The 18,359-nt window shown below is 65.9% G+C and carries 20 protein-coding genes; 14 read left to right on the top strand and 6 right to left on the bottom strand.

The annotated features are described in order from the left end of the window. The first annotated feature begins 242 nt into the window (after window positions 1-242). From greA to DL899_RS03145, 12 genes are all read left to right on the top strand, one after another. A complete protein-coding gene (gene greA / locus DL899_RS03200; protein WP_111732346.1) occupies window positions 243-713 on the top strand; it encodes a transcription elongation factor GreA in 471 nt (156 codons plus the stop codon). A gap of 12 nt (window positions 714-725) precedes the next feature. After that, a complete protein-coding gene (locus DL899_RS03195; protein ID WP_111732344.1) occupies window positions 726-1,754 on the top strand; it encodes a hypothetical protein in 1,029 nt (342 codons plus the stop codon). A gap of 90 nt (window positions 1,755-1,844) precedes the next feature. Continuing rightward, a complete protein-coding gene (locus tag DL899_RS03190) occupies window positions 1,845-2,300 on the top strand; it encodes a universal stress protein (RefSeq protein WP_111732342.1) in 456 nt (151 codons plus the stop codon). 55 nt (window positions 2,301-2,355) lie between these two features. Further along, on the top strand, window positions 2,356-2,700 hold the full coding sequence (locus DL899_RS03185) for a DUF2794 domain-containing protein (protein ID WP_111732340.1): 345 nt from the start codon (window positions 2,356-2,358) through the stop codon (window positions 2,698-2,700). Window positions 2,701-2,805: 105 nt separating this feature from the next. Beyond that, window positions 2,806-3,369, top strand: a complete 564-nt coding sequence (locus tag DL899_RS03180; protein WP_111732338.1) for a NifU family protein — start codon at window positions 2,806-2,808, stop codon at window positions 3,367-3,369. Next, entirely contained in the window at window positions 3,359-3,949 is a 591-nt protein-coding gene (gene tsaB, locus DL899_RS03175) for a tRNA (adenosine(37)-N6)-threonylcarbamoyltransferase complex dimerization subunit type 1 TsaB (protein ID WP_111732335.1), read from the top strand. The genes DL899_RS03180 and tsaB overlap by 11 nt, the downstream gene beginning before the upstream one ends. Then, window positions 3,939-4,358 (top strand): GNAT family N-acetyltransferase, encoded by a 420-nt coding sequence (locus DL899_RS03170; RefSeq protein WP_111732333.1) that lies wholly within the window; start codon window positions 3,939-3,941, stop codon window positions 4,356-4,358. Before tsaB ends, DL899_RS03170 begins: the two co-directional genes overlap by 11 nt. A 180-nt stretch (window positions 4,359-4,538) precedes the next feature. After that, a complete protein-coding gene (locus tag DL899_RS03165) occupies window positions 4,539-5,456 on the top strand; it encodes a sulfite exporter TauE/SafE family protein (RefSeq protein WP_111732596.1) in 918 nt (305 codons plus the stop codon). Further along, complete coding sequence (locus DL899_RS03160) at window positions 5,457-6,221, top strand: TIGR02186 family protein (RefSeq protein ID WP_111732331.1); 765 nt, start codon at window positions 5,457-5,459, stop codon at window positions 6,219-6,221. A 446-nt stretch (window positions 6,222-6,667) separates the two neighbouring features. After that, entirely contained in the window at window positions 6,668-8,923 is a 2,256-nt protein-coding gene (gene rnr / locus DL899_RS03155) for a ribonuclease R (RefSeq protein ID WP_111732329.1), read from the top strand. Window positions 8,924-9,016: 93 nt separating this feature from the next. Next, window positions 9,017-10,366 (top strand): lytic murein transglycosylase, encoded by a 1,350-nt coding sequence (locus tag DL899_RS03150; RefSeq protein WP_239494579.1) that lies wholly within the window; start codon window positions 9,017-9,019, stop codon window positions 10,364-10,366. Window positions 10,367-10,489: 123 nt separating this feature from the next. Further along, entirely contained in the window at window positions 10,490-10,816 is a 327-nt protein-coding gene (locus DL899_RS03145; RefSeq protein ID WP_111732325.1) for a DUF3775 domain-containing protein, read from the top strand. 114 nt (window positions 10,817-10,930) lie between these two features. Here the strand turns inward: DL899_RS03145 and DL899_RS03140 are convergent, their stop codons facing one another. The 4 genes from DL899_RS03140 to DL899_RS03125 all read right to left on the bottom strand — a co-directional run bounded on the left by DL899_RS03140 (window position 10,931) and on the right by DL899_RS03125 (window position 14,895). After that, window positions 10,931-12,070: a saccharopine dehydrogenase family protein gene (locus DL899_RS03140; protein ID WP_111732323.1), complete on the bottom strand. Its 1,140-nt coding sequence runs from the start codon at window positions 12,068-12,070 to the stop codon at window positions 10,931-10,933. A 3-nt stretch (window positions 12,071-12,073) separates the two neighbouring features. After that, window positions 12,074-13,126, bottom strand: coding sequence for a saccharopine dehydrogenase (locus DL899_RS03135; protein WP_111732321.1), 1,053 nt, complete (start codon window positions 13,124-13,126; stop codon window positions 12,074-12,076). 17 nt (window positions 13,127-13,143) lie between these two features. Further along, the gene (locus tag DL899_RS03130) at window positions 13,144-13,794 is read right to left on the bottom strand and encodes a histidine phosphatase family protein (RefSeq protein ID WP_111732594.1); all 651 of its coding nucleotides are present in this window, start codon (window positions 13,792-13,794) and stop codon (window positions 13,144-13,146) included. 99 nt (window positions 13,795-13,893) lie between these two features. Continuing rightward, on the bottom strand, window positions 13,894-14,895 hold the full coding sequence (locus DL899_RS03125) for a P1 family peptidase (RefSeq protein WP_239494578.1): 1,002 nt from the start codon (window positions 14,893-14,895) through the stop codon (window positions 13,894-13,896). A 149-nt stretch (window positions 14,896-15,044) separates the two neighbouring features. Here DL899_RS03125 and DL899_RS03120 point away from each other — a divergent pair, with 149 nt between their 5' ends. Beyond that, entirely contained in the window at window positions 15,045-16,253 is a 1,209-nt protein-coding gene (locus tag DL899_RS03120; protein WP_111732317.1) for a M24 family metallopeptidase, read from the top strand. 91 nt (window positions 16,254-16,344) lie between these two features. On the opposite strand, the gene DL899_RS03115 is transcribed toward DL899_RS03120, so the two are convergent. Further along, entirely contained in the window at window positions 16,345-16,896 is a 552-nt protein-coding gene (locus DL899_RS03115; RefSeq protein ID WP_111732315.1) for a hypothetical protein, read from the bottom strand. A 180-nt stretch (window positions 16,897-17,076) separates the two neighbouring features. Here DL899_RS03115 and DL899_RS03110 point away from each other — a divergent pair, with 180 nt between their 5' ends. Next, window positions 17,077-17,652: a DUF1523 family protein gene (locus DL899_RS03110; RefSeq protein WP_111732313.1), complete on the top strand. Its 576-nt coding sequence runs from the start codon at window positions 17,077-17,079 to the stop codon at window positions 17,650-17,652. 64 nt (window positions 17,653-17,716) lie between these two features. Here DL899_RS03110 and DL899_RS03105 read toward each other — a convergent pair whose 3' ends face one another. Then, entirely contained in the window at window positions 17,717-18,292 is a 576-nt protein-coding gene (locus tag DL899_RS03105) for a DUF1285 domain-containing protein (RefSeq protein WP_111732311.1), read from the bottom strand. Between the last annotated feature and the right edge of the window lie 67 nt (window positions 18,293-18,359).

The following is an 18,359-nucleotide window of genomic DNA, read 5'->3' as shown; positions in this document are numbered from 1 at the left end:
AACCGCCTGACAGACTTCCGCACGTGGTTATCGTCTCACAAAGCCCCGCGTCAATTGCAACGCGACGCCAAAGCACACCAAAACTGGCATTTTCCCGCGTTTTTGGGGCCTCAGCCCCCGCTGCCGGCGCTTAGCCTCTTGCATTGCGCCCCCCGCTCGGGAAAGATTGCATCAGCACTCTGTACGCAATCATCTGCCGGGGCCGCATAGCGCGGCCCCGTCATCACGAAGGGGCATCCCCGATGGAAAAATTACCGATGACACGCCAAGGCTTCGCCGCCATCGAAGCCGAGCTGAAGCAGCTCAAATCGGTTGAACGCCCGGCGATCATCCGTGCGATTTCAGAGGCGCGAGAGCATGGCGACCTCAGCGAGAACGCCGAATATCATTCGGCCAAGGAAAAGCAGTCCTTCATCGAGGGGCGGATCAAGGAACTCGAGGGCGCGATCAGCCTGGCCGAGGTGATCGACCCGTCCAAGCTGTCCGGCTCGATCAAGTTCGGCGCCACCGTGACGCTGGTCGACGAGGACACCGACGAGGAAAAGACCTGGCAGATCGTCGGAGAATACGAAGCCAATATCGAAAAGGGCCTGCTGAACATGAAATCGCCCATCGCACGCGCCCTGATCGGCAAGGAAGAAGGCGACAGCGTCGAAGTGCGCACGCCCGGTGGCGAGAAATGCTATGAGGTGATAAAGATCGCCTATATCTAGCAGGTCAGGACCATGCCCGACCGTCAGGAACCCCTGCCAACGCCGATGGCGATCAAACCGAAAACAGAACGTGCGCGGATCACCGCGACAGAGATGACCGCCATCATCCTGTCGGTGCTGTGGCTTGCCCTGGCGGCGGCGTTCTTTCTGCTGGGCGATCCGGCAGCGGCATTTGGCGGACAGGGCGGCGCGGTGTGGTTCCTGGTGGTGATGCTGGCGGTCTTCATGCCGGTGGGCATGATCTGGGTGGCGGCGACGGCGGCGCGCGCGTCAAAGGTGATGCGTGACGAAAGCCAGCGGTTGCAGGTCGCCATCGACGCGATCCGCCACGCCTATATCACCCAGTCCCAGAACCGGAACGCCCAGGCAGAGCCCTCGGTCGCGCGCAAGCTGGAAGAAATCGCCGCAGCCCAGCGTAAGACGGAAACCGCGCTGGCCATGTTCTCATCGTCGCGCACCGCAACGCCCGCGCCGGCACCTGCCAGGCCACCCGCCCCCGAACCGCAGGCGGACGATGGCACCGACCAGGCGGCCCTGCCCCTAGGCACCCGGGCCGAAGAGATGCGCCCGCCGCTGGACAATGCCGATTTCATCCGCGCGCTGAACTTTCCCGACACCGCCGAGGACAAGGACGGGTTTGCCGCCCTGCGCCGGGCGCTCAAGGACCGCGACGCCACCAGGCTGATCCGGGCGGCGCAGGACGTGCTGACGCTGATGTCGCAGGACGGTATCTACATGGACGATCTGCGCCCCGACCTGGCCCGCCCCGAGATTTGGCGCCGTTTCGCCGCCGGTGAACGCGGGCGCGCGGTGGCCATGCTGGGCGGCATCCGCGACCGCACATCGCTGGCGCTGACGGCGGCCCGGATGAAGAAGGACCCCATTTTCCGCGATACGGCGCATCATTTCCTGCGGCTTTTCGACCGCGGTATTTTCGCCTTTGCCGAAACCGCGACCGACGCGGAACTGAGCGAGATGTCGAACACCCGGACCGCGCGCGCCTTCATGCTGCTGGGCCGGGTGACGGGCACCTTCGACTGAACGGGCAGTGACCGGCCGCGACACGGGGTCTGTTGCCAGACCCTGTGCTTCGGGGCATGATGCGGCGTCGGTGCGGCAAGGAGAGGATGCATGCGCAAATTCCTGGTGGTGCTGGACGACAGCAGGGAATGCCTGAACGCAATGCGATTCGCCGCGATGCGCGCCGCCAATACGGGTGCGGGCGTCGAGGTGCTGGCGGTCATCCCGCCAGAGGAATTCAACCACTGGATCGGCGTCAGCGACATCATGCGCGAAGAGGCGCGCGAACGTATCCACGCCCATTTCGAGGTTTTTGCCAAGTGGATGCGCGACCGGCAGGGGATCGACCCCCAGTTGGTGATCCGCGAGGGTGAGCCGGTAACCGAGATCATCGTCCAGGTGAACGACGACCCCCATATCGGTGTCCTGGTGCTGGGCGCCGGTAGCGACAACAAGGGGCCGGGGCCGCTGGTCACGCAGCTTTCACGCAATTCCGGCTCGCTGCCGATCCCGGTCACCATTGTGCCTGGCAATCTGTCCAAGGAACGGCTGGAGGCCATCACCTGACCCGCATGAAAGCAATTTCCTTGCCTTTCTTGCCAGCAGGGGCAAATGTCGAGCCATGACGATCCAGACCCCGACCCCATTTCAGGCATCAACGGGAAATACGCAGGTGGCCTTTGGACGGGCAGAGCTGAGCGTCATACTGTCGCTATACGGGCGCATGGTCGCCGCCGGCGAATGGCGCGATTACGGCATTTCCCACCTGCGCGACGTGGCGGTGTTTTCGGTATTCAGACGCACCGCCGAAACACCGCTCTACCGGATCGAAAAGCGCCCGCGCCTGCGTGCGCGCCAAGGCCAGTACGCTGTGATCGCCATGGACGGGCGCGTGCTGCGCCGCGGCCACGACCTGCGCACGGTGATACGGGTGCTCGAACTCAAGCTGATCCGCGCGGTGGATTGACGCCAGCGCCGCGCCGGCAGGCGTATTCTTAGAATCGTTCCAAACCTTGACAGGCGCTGTCCCCGGGCGCATATCCAGAGCAGCCACGCGAAAAGGGCATCCCCCATGTTCATCCAGACCGAATCCACCCCCAACCCCGCAACACTGAAATTCCTGCCCGGCCAGACCGTGCTGGAGGCAGGCACTGCCGATTTCCCGTCGGCCGAGACGGCCGCGCGTTCGCCCCTGGCGGAACGGCTGTTCAAGGTGCAGGGGGTGACGGGCGTGTTCTTCGGCAATGATTTCGTCACCGTGACCAAGGCCGAAGGCAGCGAATGGGACCACATGAAGCCCGCCATCCTCGGCGCGATCATGGAACATTTCCAGTCCGGCCAGCCGGTGATGCATGGCGACGAGGCTGCAAGTTCGGGACATGCCGAGCATAGCGGCGAGGATTCCGAGATCGTCGGTCAGATCAAGGAACTGCTGGACACCCGCGTGCGCCCGGCTGTGGCGCAGGATGGTGGCGACATCACCTTTCACGGTTTCGATCGCGGCGTTGTCTACCTGCACATGCAGGGCGCCTGCGCCGGCTGCCCGTCCTCGACCATCACGCTGAAGATGGGAATCGAGAACCTGCTGCGCCACTACATCCCCGAAGTGACCGAGGTGCGCCCGGTTGGTCTCTGACGCGCTGGTTCTCGGGTTCGACACGTCGGCCGCGCATTGCGCGGCCGCTTTGCTGTCCGGCGACAGGGTTCTCGTCGCCCGGTCCGAGGCGATGGGCCGGGGCCAGGCCGAGCGGCTGATGCCGCTGCTGAAAGAGGTGCTGCACGAGGGCGGCGCCGAATGGCGCGACTTGGCCCGGCTGGGCGTCGGCGTCGGGCCGGGGAATTTTACCGGCATCCGCATTTCCGTCGCCGCGGCGCGCGGGCTGGCGCTGGCGCTGGATATCCCCGCCGTGGGGGTGACGATGTTCGATGCAATCTCCTGCACCCGGAACGATGCGCATCTGCCAGCGGTCCCCGCCCCGCGTGACCAGATGTATATCCTCGAACCTGGCGCCGCGCCGTGCCTGGTGCCTGCCGACGCGGCACGCGATCTGCCGCTGGCCCTGCCGCCCGACCCGGCCGGCCTGGCCACAGCCATCGCCCGCATCGCCGCGAAAGCAGCACCGCCCTTTGCAGCCCCAGCCCCGCTCTATATCCGTCCCGCCGACGCCGCCCCCCCGCGCGAGGCGCCGCCGTTGATCCTGGACGATGACGCCTGAGGCGCTGGCCGCCTGCCACGCGCGCGCCTTTGCCGGGCGCGGCCGGGCCTGGCGGGCGGATGAACTCGCGCAATTGCTGGCCGACCCGCAGGTGATTGTGGCCGGCACCGCCGAGGGATTCGCCCTGGCGCGAATCGTGGCCGGAGAGGCCGAAATCCTGACCGTGGCCACCGAACCGGCGGCCCGCCGCCGGGGCCTGGCGCGCGCCGCGCTGGACGCACTGCACGCCGAGGCCGCCCGGCGCGGGGCAGACCGGGTTTTCCTGGAGGTCGGCGCCGGCAACCACGCCGCACGCGCGCTTTACCAGGCGCTGGGATACCGGCAGGTGGGGCTGCGCGCGGGATATTACGCCCACCCGGACGGCCAGCGCGAGGATGCACTGGTGCTTGAGCGCGGTCTTACCCCCTGACCGCTGCGCCGCTGCCAGCGGCGGGACCGGGTATTTCAAACCAGAAAGAAGCAGGGCAGCCATATGGCCGGCGGGCCATCACGCAATGCGAGGAACGGTTACAATCTGTGATCGTCCACCCCTTGCCGGGGCCGGTGTTGGCGGCTTGCAATGGACGAAAACTTGACGATAAGGATCATCATGCAGATTTACCTTCCTATCGCCGAGGTTTCGGTCAACGCCTTCCTGCTGTTGGGACTGGGCGGAATGGTGGGAATGCTGTCCGGAATGTTCGGTGTCGGAGGCGGATTCCTGATGACGCCGCTGCTCTTTTTCATCGGCATCCCGCCGCCCGTGGCGGTGGCGACCGGCGCCAACCAGATCGTCGCCTCTTCAATTTCCGCGGTGCTGGCGCATCTGCGGCGCAAGACGGTCGATCTGCGCATGGGCACGGTGCTGCTGGCGGGTGGTCTGATCGGCGCCGCCTTGGGCGTGCTGATCTTCAACTATCTCAAGTCGCTCGGCCAGGTCGATCTGCTGGTGCGGCTTTGTTATGTGGTGTTCCTTGGCATCATCGGCTCGATGATGTTCGCCGAGAGCCTGCGCGCCCTGCGCCGCGCGCGCCACGGCGGCGGGGTTCCGCGGCGCAAGAAGCATACCTGGGTGCACAAGATGCCGCTCAAGATGCGCTTTCGCACCGCCGGCATGTATATCAGCGTCATCCCCCCGGTGATGATCGGGCTGGCGGTGGGCGTGCTGACGGCGGTGATGGGCGTCGGCGGCGGGTTCATCATGGTGCCGGCGATGATCTATATCCTGGGGATGCCGACCAAGGTGGTGGTCGGCACCTCGCTGTTTCAGATCATCTTTGTCACCGCTTTCACGACGCTGCTGCATGCCACGACGAACTATACCGTGGATATTGCACTGGCCGTTCTGCTGCTGATCGGGGGCGTGATCGGGGCGCAGTTCGGCACCACCATCGGCCTGCGCCTGAAGGCCGAACAGCTGCGCATCCTGCTGGCGGTCCTGGTTCTGGCGGTCTGCGGCAAGCTGGCGCTCGACCTGCTGCTGCAACCGGCCGAACTGTATTCCATCGCCTCTGCGGGGAATGGCTGAATGATGTGGCGCATCGGTCTTTTCCTGTTTGTCCTTGCCGCCCTGCCCGCACGCGCCGAAGAGGTGGTGCTGGGCCTCAGCCGGGACAAAGTGGCGATCACCGCCAATTTTGACGGTTCTGACATTCTTGTTTTCGGTGCGGTCAAGCGCGAGGAGCCGATCCCCGAAGGCCCGCCGCTGGAAGTGGTGGTCACGATCTCAGGCCCGTCCCAGCCTGTTCTGGTGCGGCGCAAGGAACGCCGCTTTGGCATCTGGATCAATACCGACAGCGTGATCTTGGGGGCCGCGCCCAGCTTTTACGCTGTGGCCACCAGCGGCCCCTTTGGCGAGGTGCTGACCAATGTCGAGGATCTGCGCCAACGGGTATCGGTCGAACGGGCGATCCGGTCCGTCGGCGCCGCGACGGGAACAGAGGGCGTGCAGGACTTTGCCGACGCCGTCATCCGCATCCGCAGGAATGAAGGCCTCTACCGGATCGAAGAGAATGCTGTGGCGGTGGATGAGCAGACGCTGTTCAGAACCGCCATCGACATGCCGGCGAACCTGACCGAAGGCATGTATGCGGCGCGCATCCTTCTGACCCGTGGCGGCAGGGTGGTGTCGCAGTACGAAACGGCGATCGACGTGCGCAAGGTCGGGTTGGAAAGGTGGCTCTTCAATCTCTCGCGCGAGCAGCCGCTGCTCTATGGGCTGATGTCGCTGGCAATCGCCATTATCGCCGGCTGGGGCGCATCGGCCGCGTTCCGGGTCTTGCGGGAACGCTGAGCCGGGCCGCGATGCCCACAATCACCGGGCAATGCACGCGGCGCGCTACACGAACCCTTCGCCAGCACAGTGGGTGCAACGATGGGTGCGGACACCGAAACATCCCGAGCAGCGCACCTTGATGTCGCGCCCGTACCTGTCGCGGCCGGTCCTGATTTCGCCCGATCCATAACAGACCTGGCAGGGCGCGCGCCCGGTACCGGCGCAGCGGTGACAGCGCACCGGCGGATGCGTTTCACGGGGTTTGCGATACACTGTTTGCGTCACGTTGACCCCCGGAAGCCGCAGCTGCACAGGGCAGAGGCGCGGCCTTCCGGCCTTGTGTTATTGGTAACAGGCGAACAAAACTACAGGTGAAACGTGGCCTTTTTGCGGCAACAGCCACCGCCGCCGCCCCGCGCATTTTGGCGGATGACGCTTGCCTACAGCCATGATAGGCCGCGCGCATGAGCCATGTGCCCTCCAAATCCGAGATCCTGGAATGGATTTCCGAGAATCCGACGCTGAATTCCAAGCGGGACATAGCCCGTGCCTTTGGCATCAAGGGCGCGGCGCGGATCGACCTCAAGCGTATCCTCAAGGAGCTTGAGGCCGAAGGCCACCTGGAAAAGCGCAAGAAAAGCTATCGAGACCCCGACAAGCTGCCCCCTGTAGGGGTGCTGCAGGTGTCCGGCCAGACCAGCGATGGCGAGTTGCTGGCCCGTCCGCTGGAATGGCAGGGCGAAGGCGTGGAACCCGTGGTGCTGATGATCGAGCGCGCCACCGACCCCGCCCTGGGCGAGGGCGACCGCATCCTTGCCCGCCTGCAAGAGGTGAAGGGCGAAGATCACCATTACGAGGGCCGACTCATCCGGCGCATCGGCACCAACCCGCGCAAGGTGCTGGGCGTCTATCGCAAGCGGGCCGAGGGCGGCCGTATCGTGCCGGTCGACAAGGGCGCCAACAAGGAATGGATGGTCCCGGCAGGCTCTACCGGCGGCGCCCAGGATGGCGAACTGGTCGAGGCCGAGCAATCCGGCCCCGCCGGGCGGATGGGGTTGCCACGCGCGCGCATTCTGGCGCGGCTGGGCGACCCGAGCGCGCCCCGTGCGGTGTCGCTGATCGCCATTCACCAGCACGGCATCCCCGACGATTTCCCCGACCCGGTTGTCGCCGAGGCCGACGCGATGAAGCCTGCCGGCCTGTCGGGGCGCGAAGACCTGCGCGACCTGCCGCTGATCACCATCGACCCGGCCGATGCGCGCGACCATGACGATGCCGTCTGGGCCCATGCCGACGACGACCCCGCCAACGACGGCGGGCATGTGATCTGGGTGGCGATTGCCGATGTGGCCTATTACGTGCGCCCGGGCTCGGCAGTGGATGCCGAGGCGCGCAAGCGCGGCAATTCCAGCTATTTCCCCGACCGCGTGGTGCCGATGTTGCCCGACCGGCTGTCTGGCGACCTGTGCAGCCTGCACGAGGGCGTACCACGCGCGTGCATCGCGGTGCGGATGCAGATCGACGCGCATGGGCAAAAGATCAGCCACCGCTTCGTGCGCGGGCTGATGCGCTCGGCCGCGTCGCTGACCTACCACGAAGTGCAGGCGGCGATGGATGGCGAACCCAACGAGCGTTGCACGCCGCTGATGGACGAGGTGATCCGCCCGCTCTATGCCGCCCACGCCGCGCTGGCCGATGCGCGCGCCCGCCGCCAGCCGCTCGACCTCAACCTGCCGGAACGCAAGGTCGAGCTGAGCGAAGAGGGCAAGGTGCTGTCGGTGCGCTTTGCCGAGCGGCTGGAGGCGCACAAGCTGATCGAGGAATTCATGGTGCTGGCCAATGTCGCCGCCGCCGAGACCCTGATCGCGCGCAAATCGCCGCTGATCTTTCGCGTGCACGAAGAACCGCCGCCCGAAAAGCTGGACACCCTGCGCGACGTGGCCGACGCCGCCGGCCTGACCCTGGCCAAGGGACAGGTGCTGAAAACCGAGCACCTCAACCGTCTGTTGCACGCCGCCGCCGGCAGCGAACATGCCGAGGTGATCAACCTGTCGACGCTCAGGGCGATGACACAGGCCTATTATGCGCCGTCGAATTTCGGCCATTTCGGGCTGGCGTTGCAGGCCTATGCCCATTTCACCTCGCCCATCCGGCGCTATGCCGACCTGGTGGTGCATCGCGCGCTGATCTCGGCGCATGGCTGGGGCGATGACGGGCTTAGCCCGGCCGATATCGAGCGGCTGGACAGCATCGCCGAACATATCAGCGAAACCGAACGCCGCTCGATGGCGGCAGAGCGCGACACCAACGATCGCTACCTTGCCGCCTACCTGTCCGACCGGGTGGGCGATGTCTTTACCGGGCGCATCAGCGGCGTGGCGCGGTTCGGCGTTTTCGTAAAGCTGGATGAAACCGGGGCGGACGGGTTGATCCCGATGCGCGCGCTGGGGCGCGAATATTTCCATTTCGACCCCGAATCCGGCACGCTGATGGGGGCCGATACCGGGGTTGTCATCGGGTTGGGCCAGCGGGTCAGCGTGCGCCTGTCCGAGGCGGCGCCGGTCACCGGCGGGCTGGCCTTCGACCTTGTCAGCCACGAGGGCGGAACACCCCCGCGCGGCCCGGCAAAGGGGCGCGGCAAGGCCCCCCGCCGCAAGGTGGCGCGCGCCGGCAAGAAGGCCGCCAAGGTCAATCGCAAGGAACGCCGCACCCGCCGCTGACCGGCGGCGGGAACGGGCCGAGGCGCGCAGAGGGCGCTTTTGCGCAGCTGGCAAAGTTGCTATCTTGACCGAAACACCCGACAGGGGGCAGGCATGAGCAGCAGACATGTATCGGCGATGATCGCGGGACTGGCGGCGGCGCTGGCGCTGGCAGGGGCGGCAATGGCGGCCCCGGTCGAAACCTCGCCGCGGCCCAAGGCGCGCCCCGGCGGCACCGAACCGGCGGTACAGGCCGTACGCGTTGCCAGCACCGCCCTGCCCGCCACCGTCCTGCGCCCGCTGGCCCGGCCCGAGGGGCTGGCCACGCGCGCCACGCCGGTTTCGGCCAACAACCCCGCATTCACCCGCTGGATACAGGGGTTCCGGGGTCGGGCGCTGGGGCGCGGCATTTCGGCCCGGGTCTTTGACGCCGCCTTTCGCAATGCGCGCTACGAGCCCGAGGTCATCGCCAAGGACCGCAATCAGACCGAGTTCCGCACGGAAATCTGGGATTACCTGGACAACGCCGCCGCCCCGCCCCGCGTCGACGAGGGCCGCAAGGCGCTGCGCCGCCATTCCCGCACCCTGAGCCGGATCGAGGCGGCCTATGGCGTCGAGGCCAAGGTCGTGGTCGCGGTCTGGGGGCTGGAAAGCCGCTATGGCACGCGCATGGGCGACTATCCGATGATCGACGCGCTGGCGACGCTGGCCTTTGACGGCCGCCGGGGGCGGTTTTTCGAGGATCAGCTTGTCGCGGCGCTGAAGATCCTGCAATCGGGCGACGTGCGGCTGCGCGACTTCACCGGTTCCTGGGCCGGGGCGATGGGGCATACCCAGTTCATCCCCACCTCTTACCTGGCCTATGCGGTAGATTTCACCGGCGACGGGCGGCGCGACATCTGGTCGGACAACCCGGCGGATGCGCTGGCCTCGACCGCCGCCTATCTCAAGCGTTTCGGCTGGCGCAAGGGCATGCCCTGGGGGGTCGAGGTCAAGGTGCCGCGCGGCGCAACGGTCGGCGGTGCCAAGCGGATGCCGTCGGACTGGGCCAAGCGCGGCGTTGTCGGCATGGATGGCCGGGCGGTGCGCGATTTCGGGGCCGCGCGCATCATCCAGCCCGCCGGCCCGGCGGGTGCCTCGTTCATGGTCTTTGCCAATTTCGACGTCATCAAGCGCTACAACAACGCCGACGCCTATGCGATTGCGGTCGGGCACCTGTCGGACCGCATCAATGGCGGCCCGCCGATCCGCTCTGCCTGGCCGCGCGGGTATGATCCGCTCAGCTTTGATCAGAAGAAAGAACTGCAAAGGCGGCTCAAGCGGCGCGGCTACGGGGTGGAAAAGATCGACGGGCTGATCGGGCCCAACACCGTCGATGCGATCCGCGCCTTTCAGCGCGACCGCGGGATCACGCCGGACGGCCACCCCTCGCAACAGGTGCTGCGGCACCTGGGCGGGGGCTGAGCGCACCCGCGTACAAGCCGGCGACTTTCACCCGTACCCGATTGACCGTTTGCGCAAGATCACGGACTGCCTGTACCCTGACATCATGAGTCGTTTCAAAGGTCCGCCGACAGGAGAACCCGAATGCTTGAGATCAGCACTTACAAGATCGCCCAGGTAATCCTGATGGCGCGTGAACTGGACCGCGCCGAGGCAGAGTTGCGCGCCTTCATCGACCGCCTGACAGAAGAGGAACAGGCCAGCCTGGTTGCGGTGATGTGGGTCGGGCGCGGCGCGTTCGAGGCCGAGGACATCGAAGACGCCAAGAAAACCGCCATGGCCGAGGCGACCACCCCCACCGCCGATTACCTGCTGGGCACGCCGCACCTGTCGGACCACCTGGAAAACGGGCTCGACGCGCTGGGTATCTCGGTGATCGACGACGAGGATGACCTCGTTCGCGGCGGCTGAGGGCGCGCCCAATACGCCCTGCCCTTAACCTCTTTCAATGCCCGCCCCGGGCCTGACCCGGGGCCCCGCCAAAACATGACGAACAGGCCCCGGTCTATTGGTCGGGGCGCAGGCCTAGAGGTGGTCAACCACCTGAAGGTGCTGCGCCAGAACGTCGACCTCTGACAGGAACCGCTGCACCAGCTTGGGGTCGTGCGGCGCGGGTGTGACACCGGCGGGGATTTCGCGGTTCAGCACCGCCTCGACCGCCAGCGACACCGGCACCGACACCAGCCGCGCCATCGCGGTGCCGCGCGCATCGCCCCAGGCATCCATGACATAGGTCTTGTGCCAGACAGGAACGCCATCCTTTTCGGCCTTGAGCGACACGCACAGCACCACCCGGTCGGGGTCATCTTCGCCATAGGCGTTGTCGCGCCAGAACCCTTCGGCCATTTCGCGCAGCCGCTCGTCGCCCTCGGGGCCCTGCAGGGTTTCCACCTCGGCAAAGACGTCCTTCCATGCCTCGGTCCAGCCGTTCAGCCGCAGCGTGCCGCGCACGAACTCCTTGATCCGCCAGGATGGCTCGAACCGGTAATCCTCGATAAAGGGCAGGCTGTCGCGGTTGGGATAAACCTCGAATGTCTCGGGCTGCGGCAGGGGCGCGCTATAGGTTGAAATCGCGTCCCAGGGCCTTGCGACCTCCAACTCAGTATAGTTGCGGATCGACCGAGAGGGCGAGCGCAGCGCCTTGAGCACGCCCAGCGGCGACCAACTGAACTTGTAGCGAAAGGCGTTTGCGTGCTTGGGAATGCCGCCGCAATAGGAGGTGAATGACAAATCGTTACCGGCATCGAACGCCGCCGATGCGCGGTAGTCGTCGACCAGGTGATGCGCCATCAGGTGGTCGATGCCCGGGTCCAGCCCGATCTCGTTGACTACGCAGACCCCGCGCAACAGCGCCCTGGCGTTCAGTTCACGCATTTCCGGCGCGATGTAGGAGGACGAGACGAAATGCGCCCCCTTGTTGATGCACATGTCCGCCAGCGGCACATGCCAGTCGCCAGGTAGCATCGACACCACCACGTCACCCTCGCCGACCTCTGCCGACAGCGTGTCGAAATCGAAGGCGGTTATGCGGTCGGTCAGGTCGCCCACCGCCGCCTGCGCCTTGTCGACGCTGCGGTTCCAGACCTGCACGTCATGGCCGGCCCCGATCAGGCGCCTCAGCCCCGGAATGGCCGAAAGGCCGGTCCCGCACCAGTGAATCGTCATCTCTCAGATCTCCCTGACATGTTCCTGAAATACCGCCGCGGCGCGTGCCCAGGCCCCCTGATCCAGCCGGTCGAGGGTTTGCAGCACGGGCAAGAGCTGCTCTGCGAAATCAAACGATGACTCGCGCGGTAGCAGCGACGGCAAATTGTCGATCGCCATGATATCCAGCGGCGGCGCATCATGCACCCGCGTTACCGGCGCCGCCCATGTGGTGGCGCGCGAATAGACCGGCACCGGGTTATAATCGCTGTCGGGGTCGCAGGCGATATCGCCCACCACCGTCAGTCGCCGATCCGCCGTCATCGCCGAGCGCGGCACGAACACGGGCGTGCCCGGCCGTGCGAGGATGCAGTTGAAGAACATGTCATGCGCAAGGATTTCCGGGAACGGCCCGCCCTTGCTGGTTTCCTCGATGTCCCAGCGGGTCGGATCGATCCCCATTGCCGTGCACAGATCGGACGCGCCGGTGCCCACCCGGCCCAGCGCACCGATCACGATGGCCGTGGGGCGCGCGCCGGCGCGGTCAAGGTCACCGGCCAGTTCGGACAGCAATGCATCCTTGTCGGCCCAGGTCGTGACCGGCGGACAGATGCCGCCCTGCCGCTGCGCCGCCCATGCCTTGAGCGACACAGCCGCGCCGGCATAGCCCGCCCAATAGCCGAATGCCGCCAGCCGACGCCCGTTTTCATCCACCAGATATTCCAGATCGTAGAGCGCCCCACCCCCGGCGGCAAAGCGTTTCAACAGCCGCCGCCCGGAATGCTGCCCCTTGAAGGCGTGGCCGAACATGATGTGCCGGTGCCGCAGCGGGGTGCCGTCATCGGGCAACTCCTTCAGCCCCAGAATGATGGCCTCTTGCGGGGCGTCGGGCCAGCTGCCCTCGGCAGCGATGTCACAACCCACGGCGGCATAGCCGGATGTCGGCAGCACGCGCGCGGGGCTGTCCTCGACCGTGATGCGAAAGCCCTGCGCGATCAGCGTTGCAGCGCCTTCGGGTGTCAGGCCCACCCGCCTCTCGTTGTCGCGGCTTTCCGCGCGAAGCCAGATATGCGTCATGTGCGCGCCCTCTGATGTCAGATAAAGGTGCGGGCATGCTCCCGCCCGGGGTGGTCAAGATGCGGCGTGGCGTTGAAGGCCCCGACCATCAGCGACTCCTGCACGTATTCCAGCCGGTGCAGCGAGCTGTTCATGACCTGCAACATCAGCTTGGCCATGCCGCCGTTTTCCAGCCCCAGCGCATGGCGCATCGCCATGCCGATCACCCCGCCCGAGGTGACCACCAGAATGCGCCCGCCATGCTGGCAGGTTTCGTCGATCAGCCCACAAACCCGCGCAGCGAACTGGGCATAAGTTTCGGGCACATCGGCCAGGCGGTCGGATGTCCAGTGTTCGATCACCTGCGGCAGGTGAATGGCGAACTCGGTCGCGTCACGCGGCGCGGGCAGGCCGTGCTGCGCCTCCATCGCGCCGGCAAGAGCGAAATAGCTCAGCTCGTCCAGCCGGGGGTCCTGCACGGTGATCTCATAGCCCATGGCGCGGGCGGTATCGACCTGGCGACTCAGCGTGCCGGTGATGACCGCGTCGAAATGGGGGTTGGTGTCGCGCATATGCTCGCCCAGCCAACGCGCCTGTTCGCGCCCCAGATCGGACAGCCGGTCATAGCTTTTCTCGTCGGTCGCATGGCTCATCGCCTGCCCGTGCCGTACCAGGATGATTTCCGCCACGCTCGCCCTCTTTGCCGGTTCGCGCACGCACCCTAGCGCCAGTCGCGGCGGGGTGAAAGCCGGCGGACGCGCTTTTTCAGAAAACTGCGAACGAGCCTTTCAGCCAAAGCGGGCGCGCCAGCAGGGCAGCGTGTCACCCGCTGCCTGCGTCGCCTCGTACACGCCGCGCGCCACCGCCCGGGCCATGCAGATGGCCGCCGCATGCCCCAGTTCCAGCGTATCGGCAACAGGGTCGTCAAGCGGCCGCTGCCCCGTCGCCGTGGCAAAGATCAGATCGCCATCAAGGGGCGTATGCGCGGGCATCAGCGCGCGCGCGAACCCGTCATGCGCGGCGGTGGCCAGCCGGGTGCATTGCGCCTGCGTCAGGGCCGCGTCGGCGGCCACGATGCCGATGGTTGTGTTGCCGCCCGGCCCCAGCTTGGTTACCGGGGGGGCGGGCGCGGGAAATGATGGCGCCGGCCCCCGCCCGCCGAATTCAGTACCGATCTCGAACGGCGCGGCCCAGAAATGCGGCCCTTCCCCGACGATGGCGGACCCCAGCGCGTTGACCGCCACCAGCGCGCCCACCACATGCCCCGACGCCAGCCGCAACGAGGCTGATCCAAGCCCCCCCTTCAGCGTCGCGGTCGTGGCCCCGGTGCCCGCCCCGGCGGTGCCCAGCGCGAAATCGCGCCCCGCCGCATCCAGCGCCGCGGCCCCGAGCCGCCGATAGGGGTTTTCCGGCCAGTCCTTGTCGCCGCCATTGAGCAAGTCGAACAGGATCGCGCCGGGCACGATCGGCACCCGCACGCCGCCCACCTCGAACCCGCGCCCGCGCGCCCGCAGTGCATCGGCCACGCCCGACGCCGCATCCAGCCCGAAGGCCGATCCGCCCGCCAGCACCAGCGCGTCGACCTCCTGCACCGTCTTGTCGGGCGCCAGCAGGTCGGTTTCGCGGGTGCCGGGCGCGCCGCCCATCACATGCACCCCGGCGGTAAAAGGGCGCTCGCCCACCAGCACCGTCGCGCCGCTGCGCAGCCCGTCGTCGGCGGCGTTGCCCACAACCAGCCCCGCCACGTCGGTGATCAGGTTTTTCGGCCCCGTGTCATAGATTCCGGTCAATTCGCGCCCTCCAACGGTCGCAAACAGTGTTGCCCGGCGGCGCGGAATCGGCAAGATGCGTCTTGGGTCCGGGCGATGGCGTCGCCCAGAATTGACCTGTTCCCAACAGTCCTGAACGCCGGGACCTTCTTGTAAAAGGAGGGTCTGAAATGACTGCCCGTCCAGAATTCTACCGCTTCCACAACGGCGGCAAGGCGCCGCTGCCGTTTGATACCGCCGAATACGAGGCGCGTCTTGCCGGTCTGCGCAAGATCATGGCCGAGACCGGTGTCACCGCCTGCGTCCTCACTTCGATGCACAACGTCGCCTATTACTCGGGCTTTCTCTATTGCTCGTTCGGACGGCCCTATGCCTGCGTCGTGACCCCGACCGACTGTGTCACCATCAGCGCCGGCATCGACGCGGGCCAGCCGTGGCGGCGCTCAGCCGGTGACAACATCACCTATACCGACTGGGCGCGCGACAATTTCTGGCGCGCCGTGCGTTCGGTCACCGGCGAGGGCGCGGTGATCGGCTACGAGGGCGATCACCTGACGCTGGTGCAGCATGGCAAGCTGGAGCATTTTCTCAAACCAGCCTCGACGCGCGACCTGGCCCCCGCCACCATGCGCCAGCGTATGCACAAATCGCCCGCCGAGATCGCGTTGATCCGCAAATGCACCGCCATCGCCGATGTCGGCGGCTATGCCATCAAGGACGCCATCCGCGAGGGCACGCGCGAAATCGACGTGGCCATGGCGGGCCGCGACGCGATGGAGGCGGAGATCGCAAGCGTTTTCCCCGATGCCGAGTACCGCGACAGCTGGGTGTGGTTCCAGTCGGGACTGAACACCGACGGCGCCCACAACCCGGTGACCGCGCGCAAGCTGCAACGGGGCGATATCCTGAGCCTCAACACCTTTCCGATGGTGTCGGGCTATTACGTCGCGCTGGAACGAACGATGTTCCTGGGCGAGGTGGACGACGCATCGCTCGCGATCTGGCGGGCCAACGTCGCCGCGCATGAATACGGGCAATCGCTGCTCAGGCCCGGCATTTCATGCGCCGAGGTCACCCATCGCATCAACGCCTTCCTTCAGGAACGCGACCTGCTGCAATACCGCACCTTCGGCTATGGGCATTCCTTCGGCATCCTCAGCCACTACTACGGGCGCGAGGCCGGGCTGGAGCTGCGCGAGGACATCGACACCGTGCTGGAGCCCGGCATGGTGATCTCGATGGAGCCGATGCTGACCCTGCCCGAGGGCAAGCCGGGCGCGGGCGGCTATCGTGAGCATGACATCCTGATCATCACCGAAGACAGCAACGAGAATATCACCGGCTATCCCTACGGGCCGGATTTCAACATCGTGGGCTAAGTGCCCGGTGCCCGCCCCGGGATGGCCCGGGCCTTAAACAACCGCGAGGCCCCGGCGCGATGGCCGGGGCGGGCCTATTTCAAAGAATCTGTCAGGTGCCGAACCGCTTGAGTTCGCGGAAATCCATCATGCCCAGCAGTTCGAGGATGGTCTCTACCTCACCGCCGTTGCCCTTGACCAGGATGAGATTGTCGACCAGGCCGGTGACCTCGCCGTCCTTGATCATGAACTTTTCACGCCCCACACGTTCGACCTTGGCCCCCATCATGGCAGCATTCGAGATCATGCCGGCCATCGCCCCCACCATCGGGTTGTCCGCCATGATGGTGACGGTTATGCGCTTGTCATCACCTTCATAGGTGGCCTCGGCCCCGGTGCCGCCGCCCATCATCGCCAGCCCCGCGTTCATCTCTGTGTTCACTTCGCGGGTCCAGCCATCGGGCGCGGCGGGCAGGAATTCTGCCAGTGCGTCGGTCTTGAGCGCCAGCAGCAACTGGCGGGCGAAATCGAGCTCCTCCAGCGCGTATTGCGCATCGCCTTCCGCATAGGCGTCAAGCGCGCTTTGCAGCGTGTCCGAAATCTCGTCTGCCATCAGCGGCTGCGCTGCCACGAGCACCGCCGCCGCGGCTGCCAGAATTCTCATTGTGAAATCCTCTTGTCGAATTGCCTGCGCCGGTCCCTCTGCCCGGCGCGCATTCATCGTATCGCGCCCCCCTGCTTTTGCAAGAAATTCACGTCGCGGCGCCACGATCCCTTTTCGCTCCGGCCCGCGAATGCCTATATGGCTTGCAGGCGCAATGATAAACGGAGCGGGGCGAAGGTGATGGTCTATGTCAAATGGGGGTTCATCCTGCTCTTCTGGCTGCTCGTCGCGGGGTTCCTTCACTACACCCTGCCGCAGACCGACATCGTGCGCATCACCGACACCTATGAAAAGCGCGTCGATTTCGGCGAAAACGCGCTATTCTGGGCCAACCAGGGCACGGGCGAGGCCGAAGGCACCCCCAACCGCGACGTATTCTTCATCCAGACCGTGCGCGCCTCGGGCGGGGTGATGGTTTACCGCAACGAGGATACCGGCTGGGGCTGGCCGCCCTATTTCAAGTTCGATACCTCGAACCTGCAGGCCGAGGCGACGGATCTGCGTTCAACCGAGGAAAACCCCAAATGGGTGGCATTGCGCCATTATGGCTGGCGCAATGAATTCATGTCGATCTATCCCAACGCTGTCAGCCTCTGGCGGGTCGATGGCCCCGACACCCGGATCATCCCGTGGTTCAATATCATCCTGCTGACGGTGCTGTTCGCGATCTTCTGGGCGATCCGCGTGCGGTGGAAGCGGTTTCGCAAGAACCGGATGGATCCGGCCATCGACGACTGGACCGATGGCTGGGGCTGAACGCACGAGGCTGGCCGCTGCTGTATCGTGAGGTTTCGCACCGCGCGATCAGGCGCGAAAGCCCCTACGCCATGTCCTCTGACGCGGTTATGGGAAAGAACGCCCCGCCAGACCAGAGGCCGAACCAGCCATCCCTTTCCTCGCCCCACTCGACCAGCCGGTAAAAGCTCTTGCGGTCGATCCGCGCCTCCAGCCCGTCGCGCACGGTGACATAGGGTGCGGGCTCGTCGCTCTTGGGGTCGATCTCGACCCGAATCGGGTGGTCCGGACCGGCGGTCGTTCGCTCACCCAGGTTGGTGGTAAAGGTCAGTTCCTGTTCCCGGCCCTCGCCGCTGGCCTCGACATCGACGGCAAGAAACGGCGCATCCTCGACTTTGATCCCGACCTTTTCGACCGGGGTGACAAGGAAATGGCGATCGCCCTCGCGCCGCAGGATCGAGGCGAAAAGCGCCACCATTTCAGGCCGCCCGATGGGCGTGCCCTGGTAAAACCAGCTTCCATCCCGGGCAATGCGCATGTCGATATCGCCGGTGAAATCGGGCGTCCACAGATGCACCGGCGGCGTGCCCCTGGCGCGGGCCCGTTCCGCCGCCTCGGCCAGGCTGCTTATTGACGGGGGCGTGACCATTTCCTTGCTCATTGCTTTTGCCATTTACGCGCCGCGCTATACACTTGAGAGTATATAGGAAAGTCAAGGGAGTCCCACC

The organism is Roseovarius amoyensis, assembly GCF_003260265.1.
GTDB classification, from domain to species: Bacteria; Pseudomonadota; Alphaproteobacteria; order Rhodobacterales; family Rhodobacteraceae; genus Roseovarius; species Roseovarius amoyensis.
Note: the sequence above shows the minus strand (reverse complement) of the source record. Positions and strands in the feature narration are given on the sequence as shown.

Bases quoted from the DNA above. Each gene is read 5' to 3' on its own strand.
- greA (WP_111732346.1), top strand. From the start codon at position 243: ATGGAAAAATTACCGATGACACGCCAAGGCTTCGCCGCCATCGAAGCC.
- DL899_RS03195 (WP_111732344.1), top strand. From the start codon at position 726: ATGCCCGACCGTCAGGAACCCCTGCCAACGCCGATGGCGATCAAACCG.
- DL899_RS03190 (WP_111732342.1), top strand. From the start codon at position 1,845: ATGCGCAAATTCCTGGTGGTGCTGGACGACAGCAGGGAATGCCTGAAC.
- DL899_RS03185 (WP_111732340.1), top strand. From the start codon at position 2,356: ATGACGATCCAGACCCCGACCCCATTTCAGGCATCAACGGGAAATACG.
- DL899_RS03180 (WP_111732338.1), top strand. From the start codon at position 2,806: ATGTTCATCCAGACCGAATCCACCCCCAACCCCGCAACACTGAAATTC.
- DL899_RS03170 (WP_111732333.1), top strand. From the start codon at position 3,939: ATGACGCCTGAGGCGCTGGCCGCCTGCCACGCGCGCGCCTTTGCCGGG.
- DL899_RS03165 (WP_111732596.1), top strand. From the start codon at position 4,539: ATGCAGATTTACCTTCCTATCGCCGAGGTTTCGGTCAACGCCTTCCTG.
- DL899_RS03160 (WP_111732331.1), top strand. From the start codon at position 5,457: ATGATGTGGCGCATCGGTCTTTTCCTGTTTGTCCTTGCCGCCCTGCCC.
- rnr (WP_111732329.1), top strand. From the start codon at position 6,668: ATGAGCCATGTGCCCTCCAAATCCGAGATCCTGGAATGGATTTCCGAG.
- DL899_RS03150 (WP_239494579.1), top strand. From the start codon at position 9,017: ATGAGCAGCAGACATGTATCGGCGATGATCGCGGGACTGGCGGCGGCG.
- DL899_RS03145 (WP_111732325.1), top strand. From the start codon at position 10,490: ATGCTTGAGATCAGCACTTACAAGATCGCCCAGGTAATCCTGATGGCG.
- DL899_RS03140 (WP_111732323.1), bottom strand. From the start codon at position 12,070: ATGACGATTCACTGGTGCGGGACCGGCCTTTCGGCCATTCCGGGGCTG.
- DL899_RS03135 (WP_111732321.1), bottom strand. From the start codon at position 13,126: ATGACGCATATCTGGCTTCGCGCGGAAAGCCGCGACAACGAGAGGCGG.
- DL899_RS03120 (WP_111732317.1), top strand. From the start codon at position 15,045: ATGACTGCCCGTCCAGAATTCTACCGCTTCCACAACGGCGGCAAGGCG.
- DL899_RS03115 (WP_111732315.1), bottom strand. From the start codon at position 16,896: ATGAGAATTCTGGCAGCCGCGGCGGCGGTGCTCGTGGCAGCGCAGCCG.
- DL899_RS03110 (WP_111732313.1), top strand. From the start codon at position 17,077: ATGGTCTATGTCAAATGGGGGTTCATCCTGCTCTTCTGGCTGCTCGTC.
- DL899_RS03105 (WP_111732311.1), bottom strand. From the start codon at position 18,292: ATGAGCAAGGAAATGGTCACGCCCCCGTCAATAAGCAGCCTGGCCGAG.